General features: G+C 69.9%; 17 protein-coding genes and 1 riboswitch. Of the genes, 5 read left to right on the forward strand and 12 right to left on the reverse strand.

Translation table 11 applies throughout. From position 1 onward, the window contains the following. Nucleotides 1–3: 3 nt before the first annotated feature. Nucleotides 4–762, reverse strand: coding sequence for an aspartate/glutamate racemase family protein (locus ODE13_RS16455; protein WP_322480240.1), 759 nt, complete (start codon nt 760–762; stop codon nt 4–6). A 154-nt stretch (nt 763–916) separates the two neighbouring features. Between ODE13_RS16455 and ODE13_RS16460 the strand changes: the two genes are divergently transcribed. Then, on the forward strand, nt 917–1,894 hold the full coding sequence (locus ODE13_RS16460) for a LysR family transcriptional regulator (protein WP_322480241.1): 978 nt from the start codon (nt 917–919) through the stop codon (nt 1,892–1,894). A 107-nt stretch (nt 1,895–2,001) separates the two neighbouring features. On the opposite strand, the gene fbaA is transcribed toward ODE13_RS16460, so the two are convergent. After that, nucleotides 2,002–3,024 carry a class II fructose-bisphosphate aldolase gene (gene fbaA / locus ODE13_RS16465; RefSeq protein ID WP_179541722.1) on the reverse strand — a complete coding sequence of 341 codons (1,023 nt, stop codon included), beginning with the start codon at nt 3,022–3,024 and terminating at the stop codon, nt 2,002–2,004. A gap of 207 nt (nt 3,025–3,231) precedes the next feature. On the opposite strand from fbaA, the gene ODE13_RS16470 reads away from it, so the two are divergent. Continuing rightward, entirely contained in the window at nt 3,232–3,990 is a 759-nt protein-coding gene (locus tag ODE13_RS16470) for a GntR family transcriptional regulator (protein WP_322480242.1), read from the forward strand. Between the two features lie 38 nt (nt 3,991–4,028). On the opposite strand, the gene ODE13_RS16475 is transcribed toward ODE13_RS16470, so the two are convergent. Together ODE13_RS16475 and ODE13_RS16480 are read right to left on the reverse strand one after the other, a co-directional pair. Beyond that, nucleotides 4,029–4,355: a branched-chain amino acid transporter permease gene (locus ODE13_RS16475; protein WP_322480243.1), complete on the reverse strand. Its 327-nt coding sequence runs from the start codon at nt 4,353–4,355 to the stop codon at nt 4,029–4,031. Then, nucleotides 4,348–5,115 carry an AzlC family ABC transporter permease gene (locus ODE13_RS16480; protein WP_322480244.1) on the reverse strand — a complete coding sequence of 256 codons (768 nt, stop codon included), beginning with the start codon at nt 5,113–5,115 and terminating at the stop codon, nt 4,348–4,350. The genes ODE13_RS16475 and ODE13_RS16480 overlap by 8 nt, the downstream gene beginning before the upstream one ends. Before the next feature lie 80 nt (nt 5,116–5,195). Here ODE13_RS16480 and ODE13_RS16485 point away from each other — a divergent pair, with 80 nt between their 5' ends. Then, complete coding sequence (locus ODE13_RS16485) at nt 5,196–5,645, forward strand: Lrp/AsnC family transcriptional regulator (RefSeq protein ID WP_179541718.1); 450 nt, start codon at nt 5,196–5,198, stop codon at nt 5,643–5,645. Nucleotides 5,646–5,694: 49 nt separating this feature from the next. Here ODE13_RS16485 and ODE13_RS16490 read toward each other — a convergent pair whose 3' ends face one another. The 6 genes from ODE13_RS16490 to ODE13_RS16515 form a co-directional block, all read right to left on the reverse strand. Continuing rightward, a complete protein-coding gene (locus ODE13_RS16490) occupies nt 5,695–6,963 on the reverse strand; it encodes an MFS transporter (RefSeq protein WP_322480245.1) in 1,269 nt (422 codons plus the stop codon). Between the two features lie 137 nt (nt 6,964–7,100). Next, complete coding sequence (locus ODE13_RS16495; protein WP_322480246.1) at nt 7,101–8,114, reverse strand: hypothetical protein; 1,014 nt, start codon at nt 8,112–8,114, stop codon at nt 7,101–7,103. 100 nt (nt 8,115–8,214) lie between these two features. Further along, on the reverse strand, nt 8,215–8,775 hold the full coding sequence (locus ODE13_RS16500) for an OsmC family protein (RefSeq protein ID WP_322480247.1): 561 nt from the start codon (nt 8,773–8,775) through the stop codon (nt 8,215–8,217). Between the two features lie 40 nt (nt 8,776–8,815). After that, nucleotides 8,816–8,936: riboswitch (SAM riboswitch) on the reverse strand. Nucleotides 8,937–9,129: 193 nt separating this feature from the next. Beyond that, complete coding sequence (locus ODE13_RS16505) at nt 9,130–11,574, reverse strand: excinuclease ABC subunit UvrA (RefSeq protein ID WP_322480248.1); 2,445 nt, start codon at nt 11,572–11,574, stop codon at nt 9,130–9,132. A gap of 78 nt (nt 11,575–11,652) precedes the next feature. Further along, entirely contained in the window at nt 11,653–12,834 is a 1,182-nt protein-coding gene (locus ODE13_RS16510) for an RNA polymerase sigma factor (protein ID WP_322480249.1), read from the reverse strand. A 6-nt stretch (nt 12,835–12,840) separates the two neighbouring features. Next, the gene (locus tag ODE13_RS16515) at nt 12,841–13,248 is read right to left on the reverse strand and encodes a YciI family protein (RefSeq protein WP_322480254.1); all 408 of its coding nucleotides are present in this window, start codon (nt 13,246–13,248) and stop codon (nt 12,841–12,843) included. Between the two features lie 168 nt (nt 13,249–13,416). On the opposite strand from ODE13_RS16515, the gene ODE13_RS16520 reads away from it, so the two are divergent. Further along, nucleotides 13,417–13,809: a DoxX family protein gene (locus ODE13_RS16520; RefSeq protein WP_322480250.1), complete on the forward strand. Its 393-nt coding sequence runs from the start codon at nt 13,417–13,419 to the stop codon at nt 13,807–13,809. On the opposite strand, the gene ODE13_RS16525 is transcribed toward ODE13_RS16520, so the two are convergent. Next, nucleotides 13,794–14,702 carry an AraC family transcriptional regulator gene (locus ODE13_RS16525; protein ID WP_322480251.1) on the reverse strand — a complete coding sequence of 303 codons (909 nt, stop codon included), beginning with the start codon at nt 14,700–14,702 and terminating at the stop codon, nt 13,794–13,796. The genes ODE13_RS16520 and ODE13_RS16525 overlap by 16 nt on opposite strands. A gap of 92 nt (nt 14,703–14,794) precedes the next feature. Between ODE13_RS16525 and ODE13_RS16530 the strand changes: the two genes are divergently transcribed. Next, entirely contained in the window at nt 14,795–15,424 is a 630-nt protein-coding gene (locus tag ODE13_RS16530) for an NAD(P)-dependent oxidoreductase (RefSeq protein ID WP_322480252.1), read from the forward strand. A 54-nt stretch (nt 15,425–15,478) separates the two neighbouring features. Here ODE13_RS16530 and ODE13_RS16535 read toward each other — a convergent pair whose 3' ends face one another. Then, nucleotides 15,479–16,645, reverse strand: a complete 1,167-nt coding sequence (locus ODE13_RS16535; protein WP_322480253.1) for a helix-turn-helix domain-containing protein — start codon at nt 16,643–16,645, stop codon at nt 15,479–15,481. Nucleotides 16,646–16,774: the final 129 nt, after the last annotated feature.

The following is a 16,774-nucleotide window of genomic DNA, read 5'->3' on the forward strand; positions in this document are numbered from 1 at the left end:
AGCCTAGCCCGCGGCGGATGCGGGCACGCCGGACGCCGTGCCCGAGAGCGGACCGGGGCCGAGAGGAAGGTCGCCGTTCAGGCAGAATCGGGTGAGCGCCGCGACGTGGGCATCCACCGAGTCCAGCGCGGGGACCGGGGCCGAGGCCGGCGGGACGAGGATCCCGATCTCGGTGCAGCCCAGGACGACGGCATCGGCGCCGCGCTCACGAAGGTCACCCATGGCGGCGGCGAACTCCACCCGAGTGGAGTCGGTGAAGGTGCCTAGGGTGAGTTCGGAGAAGATGCGACGGTGCAGGAGGGCGCAGGTGTCGGGGTCCGGGACGAGGACGTCGATGCCGTGGGCCTCGAGCCGGGCCCGATAGAAGGTGTCGAGCATGGTGGGGGCGGTGCCGAGGACCCCGAGAGTGGTGGCGCCCTGCCGGTGAGCCTGGTCGGCGATCGCGTCACCGATGTGCAGCAGGGGAACCTCCACGGCGGCCTCCACCGCGGGGGCGACCTTGTGCATCAGGTTCGTGGCGATGGCCAGGACCTCGGCGCCCCCGGCCACAAGGCGTCGGGCGGAGTCGGCGAGCGCCTCCCCGGCGGCCGGCCAGTCCTCGGCGATCTGGAAGGCGCGGATCTCGGCGAAGTCCGCCGAGTCGATGAGCAGCGGGGCGCTGGAGTGCCCGCCCTTCGCGTGCGCGACGGCGGTGTTGATCCGGCGGTAGTACTGCTCGGTGGAGTGCCAGCTCATCCCGCCGAGCAGCCCGATCCTGTGCATGATGTGTGTCCTCTCTGGGGATGAGATACGTCGGAGTCTGCGCTGCGGACCCTGCGACCGCAGGTTCGCCCTTTGCCCCTCCCGGACCATCATGGAATCTATGATCTGCGGCCGGTAGACCCAGCTTCGATGCCCCCTGTCATAATCTGTGCTTATGGATGCTGCAGAGGTGGATCCTCCCCGGAACGCGGACGACGACGGCCTGCTCGCCCTCGACCCACCCCGCCGGGGTGAGGAGGAGAAGCTGGATCTCCGCAAGCTCCTGCTCTTCGAACGTGCCGTGGCCGCCGGAAGCCTCAGCGCCGCAGCCCACGAGCTCGGCTGGTCCCAGCCCGCGGTCTCCCAGCAGCTCTCTGCCCTGGAACGCTCGCTCGGCACCCGGCTGCTCACCCGCACCACCCGCGGCGTGGTCCCCACCCCAGCTGGGCGCATCATGCTCGGCCGCGCCGAGGCCATCCGCACCCAGGCCCGCGCCGCGCTGGAGGACCTGCGCTCGGCGGCGAGCACCACGGACCAGACCCTGCGCATCGCGGCCTTCCCCTCCCTGGTCGGCGGGGCGCTGGCCCAGTCGCTGGAGCAGCTCGCCTCCGGCGGCGGAGGCGGCTTCGAGGTCCTCGAACACGAGCCTCCCGAGGCCCTGGACCTGCTGCGCCGGGGCCGGGTCGACGTCGCCCTGATCTTCCGCCACGAAAACGGCGAACCGATCCCCTCCGGGCATCGCGCGGTCACCCTCGGTGTGGACCGACACCGGCTCGTCCTCCCCCGCCGCTGGGGGCTGGACCACGACATCCTCGAACTCGCCGACGCCGCCGACCTGCCGTGGGTGGCCGGCTGCCAGCGATGCACCCAGCACCTGACGCAGGTCTGCAGCGAGGCCGGCTTCACTCCGCGCATCCGTCACGTCACCGACGATCCCCAGGCCATCCAGGCGCTCGTCGCCCACGGGCTCGGCGTCGCACTCATCCCTCGGCTCGCGCTGCGAACCCCTGGGGCGGCCGGCTACGCCGACCGGATCGACGTCGTCGAGCTCCCCCACCTGGCCCCGCGCGAGATCACCGCCGTCCACCCGGAGAGCTGGACCGGCACCGCACGCCTGGACGAGCTCATCACCGCCCTGCGCCGCCGAATCTGAGCCGCCCAGCACCGCCGGCGTCAGACCCTCGGCACGCGCGAAGGCCCGCCACTCTCCGAGTGACGGGCCTTCATGCAGACCCGGAGGATCCCGGGACGCTCAGCGGATCAGGAGATAGTCCGACCGGCCGAGCCGAGGCGCTGGGAGGCCTCCACGATGCGGGCGGCCATGGACTCCTCGGCCTTGGCGCCCCAGACGCGCGGGTCATAGGTCTTCTTGTTCCCGACCTCGCCGTCGACCTTCAGGACGCCGTCGTAGTTGGAGAGCATGTGCCCGGCCACCGGACGAGTGAAGGCGTACTGGGTGTCCGTGTCGATGTTCATCTTGATCACGCCGTAGGAGACGGCGTCGGAGATCTCCTGCTCGGTGGAGCCGGAGCCGCCGTGGAAGACCAGATCGAACGGGTTCTCCTTGCCGTACTTCTTCGAGGTCTGCTCCTGGATGTCCTTCAGGATCTCCGGGCGCAGCTTCACGTTGCCGGGCTTGTAGACCCCGTGCACGTTCCCGAAGGTCAGCGCCGTGATGTAGCGGCCCTTCTCGCCCAGGCCCAGGGCCTCGACCGTGGCGGTGGCGTCCTCGATGGTGGAGTAGAGCTTCTCGTTGATCTCGTTCTCCACACCGTCCTCCTCGCCGCCGACGGCGCCGATCTCGACCTCGAGGATCTGCTTGGCAGCGGCTGAGCGGGGCAGGAGCTCAGCGGCGATGCGCAGGTTCTCCTCCAGGGTCTCCGCGGAGCCGTCCCACATGTGGGAGTTGAAGATCGGGTCGCGCCCGGCCTTCACCTCAGCCTCGGAGGCCTCCAGCAGCGGCAGGACGAAGCCGTCCAGCTTGTCCTTGGGGCAGTGGTCGGTGTGCAGGGCGATGTTCACCCCGTAGTTCTTCGCCACCTGCTTCGCGAAGGCCGCGAAGCCCAGCGAACCGGCGACCATGTCCTTGATGCTGGCGCCAGACCAGTAGGCGGCACCACCGGTGGAGACCTGGATGATGCCGTCGGACTCCGCCTCGGCGAAGCCGCGGATCGCCGCGTTCAGGGTCTGTGAGCTGGTCACGTTGACCGCGGGGAACGCGTAGCCGCCAGCCTTGGCGGCGTCGATCATCTCGTTGTACTTGTCCGGGGTTGCGATGGCCACAGGCGAACTCCTTCGAGTCGGGTGTCGGGAGAGGTCTCGCGGTCCATCCTAGCCGCGCGTCGGGCCCCGACGAGGCGGCGGTCACCCCTGTTCCTCCCGGTTTATCGCTTTACCCGCACCGGAAACCCCTGTGCCCGCTGCCAGGAGAGTGACTCCATGAGACCTTCTCTCGGCGCCCGCAGAGGCAGACTGGATAGAGTGAGATCCATGACACACCACTCTCCGGGACACGATTCATCCGCCGTGGAATTCACCGCGCCGATGACCAGGGGAGAGGCTGTGGCCCAGCGTCTGCGCCAGGAGATCCTCTCCGGCGAACTCCCGCCGGGGACGCCGATGCGCGACGCCGAGCTGGCCGCACGGCTGGGTGTGAGCATCACACCGGTGCGCGAATCGGTGGCCACGTTGATGGCCGAAGGTCTCATCGAGGCGCTGCCCAACAAGCGTCGCCGCGTGGCCGTGCTGACCCAGCGGCAGGCCGAAGAGCTCAGCGACCTCCTGGGCTTACTCCTGCTCGGGGCCCTGGAACGACTTCCCCTGAGCTCGCCCGAGCATTCCCCGGTCAGCGAGGTCTCCGCGGCGGCACGCCATATGGCCCGGGCCTGCCGCTCGGTCACGCGTGACGCGGCTGAACCCGCCTACCGCGCGTTCGCCACCACGCTGATCCGCGCCACCGGCCACACCGAACTCATCAGGATTGCCATCCCCACGCTGCGACGCACCCTGAGCATGTTCCGGCAGTATCCGGTGGAACCGCTGCTGCCCACCTGGGCGGAGGCGCTGGACGACGTCGTCCACCACCTGGACGCCATGGACGCCGCCGAGAGCCGGACCGCGGCCGAGGAGGCCCGCAGCGCCGCAGCGGCACGCTTCTCCCGACTCCTGGCCGACCTCCTGGACATCATCCGCACCGGCGAAGGCACTCCAGAGGGGCCCCACGCCGGCCCGGCCCAGCCCGCCGGCTGACACCGGGCACCCTGAGCCGGAGAGCTCTGACCCGCCGGTCAGAACGTGGCGACCAGCCCGACGAAGGCCGCCGTGCCCGCACCGACGCTCACCAGCGTGTTCCGCCCGCACCCCAGATGCACTCCCACGGTGACCGCCCCGGCCACCAGCGCATGCGGCAGGTGCTCCCACGACTCCCCCGCTGACTTCTGCAGCGTCACTCCGGCGAGGATCACCATCACCCCGGCGGGCATCCACCACCCCAGGGACCGCAGGAACACCGACTCACGCAGCGGGGCCAGCAGAGCGAAGGGCAGGGCGCGCAGCGTGAAGGTGACCGCAAAGACCACCCCCACGGCCATGAGGATGTAGCCGACCTCAGGCATGGAGGGCCTCCCTCTCACGAGGTGCCCGGGCGGCGAGCCTTCGGCCGAGACGCCGCCTCACCAGGTGGCGCACCACGAGTCCGCCGAGGAGACCGACCATCCCCAGCAGCAGGCCATGTTCCGGAACCAGGACCAAGGCCCCCGTGAAGCTCAGCCCACCCAAGAGCAGCGAGGGGACGTCGCCCCGCGTGCGGCAGCTGTCCAGCGTCAGCGTGATGAACAGGGCGCAGAGTGCGAACTCCAGCCCCTGGACCGGATGCGGCATGAGCTGGGCCACGGCGACGCCGGCCAGCCCGCCTCCCACCCAGTAGGAGTGGACGGCGATCTGCAGGGCCAGGAGGCTCCGCCCTGACCAGCGCCCTGGGTCCGAGGCCGTGACCGCATAGGCCTCGTCGACCAGGGCATGCATGGAGTAGGCCTTCCCCAGCGGCGAACGCACTGCGCGCAGCGGGAAGCTCACCGCATAGAAGGCATGGCGGAAGTTCACCAGCAGAGTGGTCAGCGCGATGGTCGCCAGCGGGGTCACCGAGGCGATCATCCCGACCAGGAGCAGCTCCAGGGACCCGGTGAAGACCACCGCGGAGAGCAGCGGCGCCACCCACCAGGGCAGTCCGGACTGCACCACCAGCATGCCGAAGGCCACCCCGATGGGAAAGAGACCCAGCCCGGCGGCGAGCGAGGCGCGCAGGCCCTGGGCGACCTCCCGGCGTCGTGCGTTCGGGCGCGCCCGGCGCAGACTCGAGCACTGTTGATTCTCCATGCCCTGATGATTTCAGGAATGTCCCAGAATATGGTGGCGAATACCCCAGGTTGACCCCTCAGACGTGCAACACTTGAGGTATGGACTCTCTTGACCACGCAATCATCGCAGAGCTCGAGGACAACGGGAGGATCTCGAACGTCGAGCTCGCCGAGAAGATCGGCCTCACCCCGGGGCCCTGCCTGCGACGGGTACAGCGGCTGGAGCACGACGGCGTCATCCTCGGCTACCGGGCCGAGATCAACCCCGCCGCCGTCGGCCGGAACTTCGAGGTGCTGCTGGATGTGGACCTCGAGGGCTTCCGGCGGCCCGTGGTGCTCGAGTTCGAGGAGACCATGGAGTCGTTCGACGAGGTCCTGGAGCTGCACAGGCTCTTCGGATCACCGGACTACCACGTGCGCATCGCCGTGGAGGGACTCGAGGCGTACGAGCGCTTCCTCACCGAGAAGGTCATGGCCATTCCCGGCATCGCGAACGTCAACTCCCGCTTCCCGATGAAGATCCTGAAATCCCTGCGCACCGGAGGCTGACCCCGGCCCCGGCCTGAGCAGCGGGTGATGGTCTCAGCGGGTGAGAATCTCAGCGGGTGATGGTCTCGGAGGCGGCCATCCGCCAGTTGACCGTCCCTGCCCCCAGCACCACCGCGGCTGCGAGCATCGGCGCCACCAGCGCGACCCCGGTTCCCAGGTGCTCGCCGATCTGACCGACCAGCGCCGAGGACGCCGACTGACCGACCACGATGCCCGTGGTCGCCACGGTCATCGCCGTGGCGGCTCGTCCGCGGGGGCTGCGCGCCGAGACCAGGCTGAACACCGTCACCAGAGTGGGGCCCAGGCCGATGCCGATCAGCCCCAGCACCGCGAGCATGCCGCCGAGACCGGTGACGAAGGGCAGCATGAGGGTGCCGGCCAACATCAGCGCGGCGAAGACCAGCCAGCGCGCCCGCAGCGAGAACCGCTCCGGGAAGAGCCCCGAGCCCAGCGCGAAGGCGGCCGACCCGATGCCCATGACCCCGTAGACCAGTCCGGCGCTCTCCCCCTGGCCGGCGTCGGACATGAAGGAGGTCAACGAGGTCAGCACCGCACCGAAGAACAATCCGATGCCCAGCGCCCCGACGAGCACGGTCAGCAGCGACCCGCGGAACAGGTCACGCACCGGGGCGGCGAGCGCGCGCTCGCCCTGGACCGGACGCACCGCCTGTACGCTGCGATGCAGGGCGAAGGAGGTCACGAAGACCAGGGTCAGCAGCGCCGCTCCCACCACAGGTGCGGCGGGGTTGATCATCGCGGCGAGGATGCCCACGATCATCGGACCGAAGACGAAGGTCACCTCGTCCGCCGCCGACTCATAGGCCATGGTGCGGCTCAGGGTCCGGTTCTGCCGGGCGATCGGAAGTCGCCGGAGAATGATCCCGACCAGTCGGGTACGAGACATCGGCGGGATCTGCGGGGTGGTCGCGCCGATGAGCAGTGCCGAGATCAGCACGGCATAGTCCGGCAGCGAGGAATAGGCGACCCAGGCCATGACCAGCAGCGTGACCGTGCTGGCCAGCCCGGCGCAGAGGATCACGACCCGCTGCCCCCACCGGTCCGCGGCGGCGCCGACGAGCGGGGCGCACAGCACCGCACCCAGCCCCACCATGGCGGAGGTCAGCCCGCCCAGCCCCAGCGAGCCACGGGCGGAGACCACCAGTGTCAGCACCCCGACGACGATCATCGCGTAGGGGAAACGCGCGATGAGCGCCACGGGGAAGTATGACGGGCCGGCCGCACGGAACAGGCTGGGGCCCTCGTCGTGGAGGCCCGGGCGGGGCTCGTTCTGGCGGTCGGATTCGAGAGTTGTCATCATCACGCACCTCCTGCAGCGCACTCACTGATGCAGTGCCGCCTTGGCGCGCTGCTCGACGAGCGCCACCAGGTAGATACACAACTTGACGGAAATTGCCGGACCGGACGGCGTGAGGCCGTCCAGGCCAGCAGGCCAGTCTACACGAGACGACGGCGGGCCGCAGAGTCGGGATACATGCCCGAGAGGAGCGCGCCCGCGGCGTCGCGTGGCTTCCCGATCCAAGGAAAATGGTGGCCGGAGAGCATCGGACTGGAGTTGACCTCAAGCACGCGCGGGGCGTCCCCTTCGCCGTCGCGGGGCAGCAGCATGTCGAGCCCCACCAGCCGGAGGCCCGGGATAGCCCGGACGACCTTCTCAGCCATGTCGACTTCCTCTGCAGTCAGGTCATCAGTGGCGTCCATGGCGTCGCCCCCACTGTGGATGTTCGAGTTCCGGCGGATCCAGACCCGCTGGCCCTCCGCAGGGACCATGCTCTCCGTGAACCCCTGCTCAGCCATCACCGACCGGCTGATGTCATCCAGCGGAACATCCCAATGCACCGGGTTCTCCAACACCGCACGGGCGATGTTCTTGTGCGCCACGAGGTCGGTCACCGTGTTCTCCCCATCACCGTCGACATGAGCCGGGATGCGTCGCGTGGCGGCCACCACCTTGCCGTGCACCAGGAGCACCCGGTGCTCTACACCGGGCACGAACTCCTCCACCAGCACGCCCTCCGCAGCTGCGCCGACGGCGCTGAACGCCTCGCGGAAGGCGGCGCTGTCACGAAGGTCAAGGTGGACCAGTTCGCCTTCACCTCCGTCGCTGGGCTTGATGACCACCGGCAGGCGGGGCTCGGCCCACTGCCAGGCCAGCTCAACATCCCGGGCTGAGAACACGGCGTTGTGCGGCGCCGGGACGTTGTAGGTGCGGAGCAGACGGCTCGCGACGTCCTTGTGCAACGTGCAGCGGCGGGCCAGCGAATTGTTGATGTTGGAGCGGGCGGCGTCGAACCAGATGCGCCGGCCCTTCCACCGCATGGTCAGTCTGCTCTTCTCATCCGGCGCGATCTCAATGTCCCGAGCGAGAGCTTCCTGGGCGATGAGCGCATTGGTCAGACCGTGGGCGATGCCCAGAGACTTCAGGTGCTTGCGAGTGGATGTGAGGTCCATGTGCTTCTTCCGGTCCGGCGTTCACAGGGCAACCCCACGGGTGGAGTGCCGTGGGGGTCTTCACTGACTCTACTGCCCCTCGTCCGCAGCGAAGTGGCGCTCAGGAGGCGGAGGAGGAGACCTGCACCTGGACCGGCACCGGGTTGCGGAAGATGTCCATCACCGGGCAGTGCTCGTCCACAGTCCGCTGCAGCTCCACATAGCGTTCCGAGCTCTCCGGGCCGGTGAGCGAGACGTTCAGCCGGACCTCGGAGAACCCAGGCCGGACCTCGTCGGCTCCTCCGAGGAGACCTCGGACGTCGAGGTCACCCTCAGCCTCGATGCTGATGTCCTCCAGCTCGATCCCCAGCTGCTGGGCGTAGAGCCGGTAGATCACGACCTGGCAGGAGATGAGCCCGGCCAGGGCGGCCTCCACCGGGCTGGTGCCGGCATCGTCGCCGGCGAGCGCGGCCGGCTCGTCGAGGACGAGCTCATGCCGCCCGGAGGTGATCCGAGTCGCGACCGATCCGATGCCCTCCCCACGGGTACGGAACACCAGCCCCGCTTGTGCCGGGTCCTGGTCGATGCGGCTGCTCCAGTCGCGTCCGGCCTTCTCCAGGCGCTGGGCGCGGTCCTGGGCCTCCTGCTGCGTGTCGGTGTCGATGCTGGCGTACTGAGTCATGCGCTGGCCTCTCGATCTGCCTCGCGCCGCATCCGCCGCGGCGCTCTCCTGACGCCGGCCGGGGACCCGGCGGCGTCGAATCCTCCCCTGGGGGCACCCCCGGTGCAGAGTGAGGGTTGCCGCCCCGCCGGCCAGGTCCGTAATGGCGGGTGCTCGCGATTCCTTCTCGAGCATCTCTGCCGCCGCTCCCCGGTGCAACGGTGACGTCACAGGGCGTCATCGGCCGCGGCCTCCGATGCATCGATTGGGCGATGTGATCGCTTTTGGACGCCGATTCGGGCCTCAGAAGCGTGCAAATCGCCCAATCGATGAAGTGGACGGGCTGGGGCACCTGGCGGCGGGCGGCGGAACTCGTCAGGTCCCCACGTAGGCGGCCAGGTGCTGCCCGGTCAGCGTGGCCCCGGCCCCACGAGCCGACTCCACCAGCTCCGCGGGAGTGCCTTCGAAGACCACCCGGCCGCCGTCGTGACCGGCCCCGGGGCCCAGATCGATGATCCAGTCCGCGTGGGCCATCACCGCCTGATGGTGCTCGATCACGATCACCGTGCGGCCGGCGTCCACCAGCCGGTCCAGCAGCCGCAGCAGCTGCTCCACATCGGCCAGGTGCAGCCCGGTGGTGGGCTCGTCCAGGATGAAGGTGCCGCCGTCGTCGCCCATGTGGACCGCCAGCTTGAGCCGCTGCCGCTCTCCTCCGGAGAGGGAGTTCAGCGGCTGCCCCACGGTCAGGTACCCCAGTCCGACGTCAGAGAGGCGCTGCAGGATCTTCCCCGCCGCGGGGATCCGGGACTCCCCCGCAGAGAAGAACTCCAGAGCCTCGTCCACGGAGAGGTACAGCACCTCGCTGATGTTCTTCCCGCCCAGGGTGAAGTCCAGCACCGCGGCCTGGAACCGGCGACCCTCGCACTCCTCGCAAGGTGTCTCCACCGTCTCCATCACGCCCAGCTCCGTGAAGACCACCCCGGCACCCTTGCAGGTGGGGCAGGCACCCTCGGAGTTCGCGCTGAACAGCGCCGGCTTGACCCCGTTGGCCTTCGCGAAGGCCTTCCGGATGGGGTCCAGCAGCCCTGTGTAGGTGGCCGGGTTGGAGCGTCGCGACCCCTTGATGCCGGCCTGGTCCACCACCACGACGCCGTCCAGCCCGGCGACGTTGCCATGGATCAGCGAGGTCTTCCCGGACCCGGCCACCCCGGTGACCACGGTGAGCACGCCGGTAGGGATGTCGACATCGACCCCGGTGAGGTTGTTCTGCCTCGCTCCGCGGACCTCGATGACGCCGTCACGCGTCCGCCCGGCCTCCTTGAGGCGGGCGCGGTCGTCGAAGTGATCCCCGGTCAGGGTCCCGGCGGTGCGCAGTCCGGCGAGATCGCCGGCATAGACCACCTCCCCGCCCCCGGATCCGGCCAATGGGCCGAGGTCGATGATGTGGTCCGCCACCGCGATCGTCTCGGGCTTGTGCTCCACCACCAGGACCGTGTTTCCCTTGTCCCGCAGGCGCAGCAGCAGGTCGTTCATCCGAGCGATGTCATGCGGGTGCAGCCCGATGGTGGGCTCGTCGAAGACGTAGGTGACATCGGTCAGCGCCGATCCCAGGTGTCGGATCATCTTGGTGCGCTGGGCCTCGCCCCCGGAGAGCGTGCCGGCGGGCCGATCCAGGCTCAGATAGCCCAGCCCGATCTCCACGAAGGAGTCCAGGGTCTCCCCCAGGGTGGTCAGCAGCGGACCGACGGAGGGCTCCTCGAGCCCGCGGACCCAGGCGGCGAGGTCAGAGATCTGCATGGCGCAGGCCTCGGCGATGCTGATCCCGGCGATCGTCGAGGAACGGGCCGTAGCAGTGAGCCGAGTGCCCTCGCACTCGGGGCAGGGGGTGAAGGTGACCACCCGGTCCACGAAACGGCGGATATGCGGCTGCATGGCCTCACGGTCCTTGGACAGCATCGACTTCCGGATCTTGGGTATCAGCCCCTCATAGGTGAGATTGATCCCCTCGACCTTGATCTTGATCGGCTCCTGACGGAGCAGGATCTCCTGCTCCTCCGCGGTGTACTCCCGGATCGGCTTGTCGAGATCGAGCCCGCTGCCGCGGAAGAGCCGTCCCTGCCAGCCGTCCATGCTGAACCCCGGAACCGTGAGCGCACCCTCGGAGAGTGACTTCGTGTCGTCATAGAGGGCGGTGAGGTCGAAGTCGCTGACCGTGCCCCTCCCCTCGCACGTCGGACACATCCCGCCGGTGATGGTGAAGTCCCGACGCTCCTTGACCTTCTTGCCGTCCTTCTCGAAAGTCACCGCCCCGGCGCCGCTGATCGAGGCCACGTTGAAGGAGAAGGCCTGTGGGGAGCCGATGTGCGGCTCCCCGAGTCGGCTGAACAGGATCCGCAGCATCGTGTTCGCGTCAGTGGCGGTGCCGACGGTGGACCGCGGATTCGCCCCCATGCGCTCCTGGTCCACGATGATCGCGGTGGTCAGCCCAGCGAGGTGGTCGACGTCAGGGCGTCCCTGGCTGGGCATGAAGCCCTGCAGGAACGCACTGTAGGTCTCGTTGATCATCCTGCGGGACTCGGCGGCGATCGTGCCGAAGACCAGCGAGCTCTTCCCGGAGCCGGAGACCCCGGTGAAGACGGTGAGCCGCCGTTTGGGGATCTCCACGCTGATGTCCCGCAGATTGTTCTCCCGGGCGCCGGTGACGCGGATGAGGTCATGGGCATCGGCGGGCGGGAGGCCGGCGTCGTCGTCGGTGCCGGCTGGGCGGGCGGCGGCTTCGCCGGCGCGGGAGGGCTGATCGGTGGAGGTCGACGTCGTCATGGGGTCTCCTGGGCAGTGGGGCACGAGCGAGCGGGGCGGAGGCGCCTCACAGCGCCCGCGAGGCAGGTGCCATGGAGTCTAGTGCGGGCCGGTGACGTCTCCGCCAGATCCGGGGGCCCGCCCCAGCGCAGTGTTGAGCCGGGCGGCCTGCCGCATCAGGTGGTTCCGCTCCGGAAGGCTCCCCGCCTTCTCCGCGGCCTCGGCGTACAGCCGGGCGGCACTCACCCGATCCCCGGCACGCTCATGCAGATGGGCAGCGGCGGCGGCATAGCGGGGAAGGGCGGCGTCCAGCTCCCCGAGCGCCTCCAGCCCGGCCCACGGATCGGCGGCCTCCCCCAGGGCGACCGCCCGATTGAGCCGAGCGATCGGGCTGTCCGTCAGCCGGACCAGTTCGTCGTACCACTCGACGATCTGGACCCAGTCGGTCTCCTCCACGCTCTGCGCGTCGGCGTGGAGCGCCGCGATCGCGGCCTGCGCCTGGAACTCGCCGAGCCGGTCCGCTGCGAGCGCCGCCTGCAGGATCGCCACCCCATGGGCGATCATCTCGGTGTCCCACAGGGACCGGTCCTGGTCGCGCAGCGGCACCAGAGCGCCGTCGGCGGTGGTGCGCGCCGGGCGTCGGGCGTGGTGGAGCAGCATCAGTGCCAGCAGCCCGTCGGCCTCCTCCGACTCGACGACGGCGGCGAGCTGCCGGGCCAGCCGGATGGCCTCGGCCGCGAGGTCGACGTCGCCGGAGTACCCCTCGTTGAAGACCAAGTACAGCACCCGCAGCACGTGGGTGACGTCTCCGGGCTGGTCGAACCGGACACCGGCGAGGGTGCGCTTGGCGCGGCTGATGCGCTGGGCCATCGTCGCCTCCGGCACCAGGTAGGCCGCGGCGATCTGCCGGGTGGTGAGTCCGCCGACGGCACGCAGCGTCAGTGCCACCGCCGAGGCCGGGGACAAGGCGGGGTGCGCGCACAGGAAGTACAGCTGGAGGGTGTCGTCACCGGCGCCCGCGCCGTCCACGGGCTGCTCCTCGCCGGCACGCCCTTCCCGGCGACGTCGCGCCTCCTCGGACCGGACGGCGTCCACGAAGCGACGCCATGCCGCCGTGATGAGCCACCCGGCCGGGTCCCGGGGCGGATCCTGTGCCCACACCCGGAGGGCCTCCACCAGGGCGTCCTGCACGGCGTCCTCGGCCGCTGCGAAGTCCGCCCCGCGGCGGACGAGGACACCGATGACCTGAGGGATCAGGCGTCGCAGCTGGCCCTCGTCCACCGGGCGTCACTCCGTGGCGTCAGGTGAGACCCCGTAGAAGGGCCGCACCTCCAGCCATTCATGGATGGGGTCTCCGCCGGCTCCGGGCGCGGCCGAGAGCTCACCGGCCAGCTCGAGAGCGCGCTGGTGGCTCTCGACGTCGATCACCATCCACCCGGCGATGAGGTCCTTGGTCTCCAGGAACGGCCCGTCGGTCACCGGTGGGCGGCCGGGGCCGTCATAGCGGACGAACAGGCCCTCGGGGGACAGAGCCTGGCTGTCGACGTACTCGCCGGTCTCCCGGAGACGGGCGGCGAAGTCCTCCATGTACTGGACGTGCGCTGTGACCTCCTCAGGCGCCCAGCGTTCCATCGGGACGTCGTTGGGCGGCGTCGGTGCGCCGCGGTAGTGCTTCAGCAGCAGATACTTGGCCATCATCTTTCCTCTCCTGGATCGGCGGCCTCTCTGGTCGCTCTCACCCATGGGTCGGAGCCGCAGCCGGATTCTCGACATCGTCGAGCTCGCTGTCACAGACGACGACGCCGTCTCGTCCTCCTCAGTGAATGCCGCCACCCCGGGCGGCGGCGACGAAAGGAGACTCCCATGGAGATCGTACTGTGGCTCGTGACCGGATTCCTGGCTCTCGGCTTCCTGGCCGGGGGTCTGGCGCTGATGGTGCTGCCTCGGGAGCGATATCGTGCCCTCGGCCGGAACCAGCACTGGGTGGACATGCTCGACGACGCCACACTGAAGGCCCTGGGGGCGCTGAAGATGCTGGCCGGCCTGGGGCTGGTGCTGCCTGCAGTCCTCGGGATCGCCGAATGGCTGGTGCCGACGGCAGCACTCGGGCTCATGATGTACATGACCGGCGCGACGGCGGTACGCACCGTGCGCCGCGAGTGGGGCTACGCTGTCGCCGACGTGGCCTTCATCCTGATGGCCGGCATCGTCGCCTGGGGCCGCACGTTCGGACCCGGGACCTACCTCGCCAGCTGAGTCCCGCGGACGGCTCCGGAGGCGCGGAACTCGCTGGGGGCACGTCCGTCCCGCCGGCGGAACCATGCGGTGAAATTGCTCGGGTCCTCGAAGCCCAGCTGCGTGCCGATCCGGTGCACCGGGTGGTCCGTCTGCACGAGGAGCCGTCTCGCCTCCAGCAGGAGACGTCCATCGATGATCTGCTTGGGGGTGGCGCCGCGAGCATCCCGTGTGGCGCGGGCGATGGTGCGCGGTGACCATCCCAGCGCACGGGCGTACTGGGCGACGTCGTGCCAGGCGGCGAAGCGCCGCTCCACCAGGGCGCGGAAGTCGCGGAACGCCTCCGGAACCTCGGCGGCGTCCTGATGGGCACGATGCCAGGACACCAGATGGAGCAGCAGGATCGAGAGCGCGTGACGCATCGCGGTCCGTCGCACGACGGGCGGCATCGTCGGGTCCGCGGCGAGGCGGCTGATCGTGGTCCTCAGGTCCACCAGGCGGGCGGGATCCACCTCCTCCGACGCCCAGTGATGAGGGCCCTCGGGAGAGTCTGCGGACGTGAGCGCGTCGGTGGCGAGGTCGAGCAGCCCGGCCGGGAAGATCAGCACCGTCCCCTCGATCTGTGTGGGATCGCTCCACTGCTGGACCTGTCCCGGACGGATCCACAGCACGGAACCGGCGCCCAGCTGGTGGGCCGTGAAGTCCACCGTGTGCAGGGTGGACCCCTGCTCGACGATCAGCAGCTGGTGGAAGCCCATCCGCTGGGGCCGGAGGAACAGCCCCGGGGCGGCCCGGCGAAGCAGATCCCGCACCGTGTAGACCTCCACCTCGCCCTCCTGGCCCTCCGGCGGGCGATAGGCGACGTCCTCGATGTCCTCGATGTCCTCGATGTCCTCGATGCCCCGGTGTCTCATATTCACCATGATATGACCGAATCTGACCGGGACCATGGCTGCATCCAGGAGTAGATTCACCAGAGTCAATTCCCTACACCGTCAGGAGCACCATGACACGCATCGCCGTCATCGGAGGAACCGGCCACGCCGGATCGCACATCGCCGCAGAGGCCCGCCTCCGGGGCCACCATGTCACCACCGTTTCGCGCCACCCCGCCCAGGGCCTGGCCGACCACGCCGTCGGGTCACTCCAGGACGAGACGCTGCTGAACCGCGTGGCCTCCACACACGACATCCTCGTGGTGGCCATCCCGGGCGCCGGCGATCCTCCGCTGGTGGATGTCATGCCCCAGGTCATGCGCGCCGCCGCGGCCCACGATGCCCGTGTCGGCGTCGTCGGCGGTGCCGCGAGCCTTCGCGTCTCCCCCGACGGCCCCCGGCTGCTGGACACCCCGGATTTCCCGCCGGAGTACCGCGCGGAGGCCACCGTCCACGCGTCCGTGCTGGAGACCATGCAGCAGGACACCTCCGGGGCTCGCTGGTTCTATCTCTCCCCGGCGGCCATGTTCGGCGCTCCCCTGAGCATCGCCTCCACCGGTGCGTACCGGACCTCCGGCGACGTCCTGCTCAGCGATGAGCAGGGGGTCTCCGAGATCAGCGGGGCTGACTACGCCCGGGCCTTCCTCGACGAGATCGAGCGGCCCTCCCACGAGAACACCCGCTTCCACGTGGCCCGCTGAGCCGAGCACCCTGGGAGCAGCCCGGACGGGCGGGGGCCAGCATGCCCGTGCGCTTCAGGCGCCGTGTGCAGCCCTCGCCCAGTCCAGGGCCAGGAGGAGATCGACCCGCACGCCGGCGTCGTCGAGATCCAGCTCGAGCACCCTGCCGGCGGTGGCGATCATCCGGCGGACCGAGTTCCTGTGCACCCGCAGCTCCCGGGCCGTCGCGTCCCAGCCGCCATGATGGGCCAGCCAGCACCGCAGCGTCCGCCGGCATTCGGCACTCCGCTCTGGGCCCAGCGCCTCCAGCGGAGCCAGCAACCGGGCGGAGAAGGCGGCGCGCGCCTCGGCCGGCACCACACCCTCCCAGGTGCTGACGCCGGGACGCCGGCCGTCGAGCTCCTCTGCGAGCAACGACCTCCCCCGCTGCCTCGCCAGGCCCAACATCCGCCCGGCATCCGCCAGCGCGGAGGCCACCTCGCTCGGCGGGCGGGGTGTGCTCACCCCGAGGACCCACCCCTCCTGCGCGCACACCTCCAGGAGCTCGGCAGAGGGAGGCTCGGACACCAGCGCACGGATCGAAGTCCCCTCCCCGTCCACCAACGGACTGGCGAGGAGTTGCCGCCACCGCCGGTGATCGCCCAACTGGCCACCCTCCGCTCCGGATGGAGCCTGCTGCTCCAAGGGTTCGGCGAGAACTGCCCGGAGACCATCGCCGGGGGCCAGCCCGAGCGCCTCGTGCAGCAGCTGAGGGATCTTCCTCCTGTGCGCCTCCGGCCCGGCCGAGGCTTCCTGGGGGCGCAGGTCGGCAGCTGCCAGCAGCGTCATTGTCAGGCGGTTCAGGGCCGAGCTCCGCAGGGTCGGGGCGGCGGCCCTGAGATCCAGCAGGTCTCCCGCCACCATGAGCAGCGTCAGGTCATCTCGACCGAGCCTGCCCTCGCGGATCAGGAGAAGGTGGTCCGGCGGGGCGGCGGGCTGGCCGCTGCCCCGGAGCCTGAGACGCGCGATCTCCGCCCGGCGTCCGTCCGGCGCCGTCGCCTCCACTGTGGAGAACGCCAGCCTCTGCCGGGAGGGGCCACGGTCGACGACGGCCCGGAGGTCCCGCTCCTCCACCCAGGTGGGCATCGTGCCGGCACTGATCACCTCACGCCCACGACGCCGCTGGGCCCCGTCCCGGGCGCCCTGGGCCAACCGTTCCAGGACCTCGCGCACCGGAGCGCCGCCCAGCACGGTTCGTGTCATACCGGCTCATCCCAATCGGGGGTGTAGAAGTTGGGGTCTGAAGCCGCCGGTCTCGAGCAGGCTTCGGGCGATGTAGTTGGTCAGGTTGCGGAACCCGAGTGCGGAGCCGCGCAGGTGTTCGAGCCGTCC

This window comes from Nesterenkonia sp. HG001 (assembly GCF_034438835.1).
Taxonomy (GTDB): Bacteria; Actinomycetota; Actinomycetes; order Actinomycetales; family Micrococcaceae; genus Nesterenkonia; species Nesterenkonia xinjiangensis.

What these genes read in the sequence shown, in the direction of transcription:
- ODE13_RS16455 (WP_322480240.1), bottom strand. Translation starts at nt 762, where the DNA reads ATGCACAGGATCGGGCTGCTCGGCGGGATGAGCTGGCACTCCACCGAG.
- ODE13_RS16460 (WP_322480241.1), top strand. Translation starts at nt 917, where the DNA reads ATGGATGCTGCAGAGGTGGATCCTCCCCGGAACGCGGACGACGACGGC.
- ODE13_RS16470 (WP_322480242.1), top strand. Translation starts at nt 3,232, where the DNA reads ATGACACACCACTCTCCGGGACACGATTCATCCGCCGTGGAATTCACC.
- ODE13_RS16475 (WP_322480243.1), bottom strand. Translation starts at nt 4,355, where the DNA reads ATGCCTGAGGTCGGCTACATCCTCATGGCCGTGGGGGTGGTCTTTGCG.
- ODE13_RS16480 (WP_322480244.1), bottom strand. Translation starts at nt 5,115, where the DNA reads ATGGAGAATCAACAGTGCTCGAGTCTGCGCCGGGCGCGCCCGAACGCA.
- ODE13_RS16485 (WP_179541718.1), top strand. Translation starts at nt 5,196, where the DNA reads ATGGACTCTCTTGACCACGCAATCATCGCAGAGCTCGAGGACAACGGG.
- ODE13_RS16490 (WP_322480245.1), bottom strand. Translation starts at nt 6,963, where the DNA reads ATGATGACAACTCTCGAATCCGACCGCCAGAACGAGCCCCGCCCGGGC.
- ODE13_RS16495 (WP_322480246.1), bottom strand. Translation starts at nt 8,114, where the DNA reads ATGGACCTCACATCCACTCGCAAGCACCTGAAGTCTCTGGGCATCGCC.
- ODE13_RS16500 (WP_322480247.1), bottom strand. Translation starts at nt 8,775, where the DNA reads ATGACTCAGTACGCCAGCATCGACACCGACACGCAGCAGGAGGCCCAG.
- ODE13_RS16505 (WP_322480248.1), bottom strand. Translation starts at nt 11,574, where the DNA reads ATGACGACGTCGACCTCCACCGATCAGCCCTCCCGCGCCGGCGAAGCC.
- ODE13_RS16515 (WP_322480254.1), bottom strand. Translation starts at nt 13,248, where the DNA reads ATGGCCAAGTATCTGCTGCTGAAGCACTACCGCGGCGCACCGACGCCG.
- ODE13_RS16520 (WP_322480250.1), top strand. Translation starts at nt 13,417, where the DNA reads ATGGAGATCGTACTGTGGCTCGTGACCGGATTCCTGGCTCTCGGCTTC.
- ODE13_RS16525 (WP_322480251.1), bottom strand. Translation starts at nt 14,702, where the DNA reads ATGAGACACCGGGGCATCGAGGACATCGAGGACATCGAGGACATCGAG.
- ODE13_RS16530 (WP_322480252.1), top strand. Translation starts at nt 14,795, where the DNA reads ATGACACGCATCGCCGTCATCGGAGGAACCGGCCACGCCGGATCGCAC.
- ODE13_RS16535 (WP_322480253.1), bottom strand. Translation starts at nt 16,645, where the DNA reads ATGACACGAACCGTGCTGGGCGGCGCTCCGGTGCGCGAGGTCCTGGAA.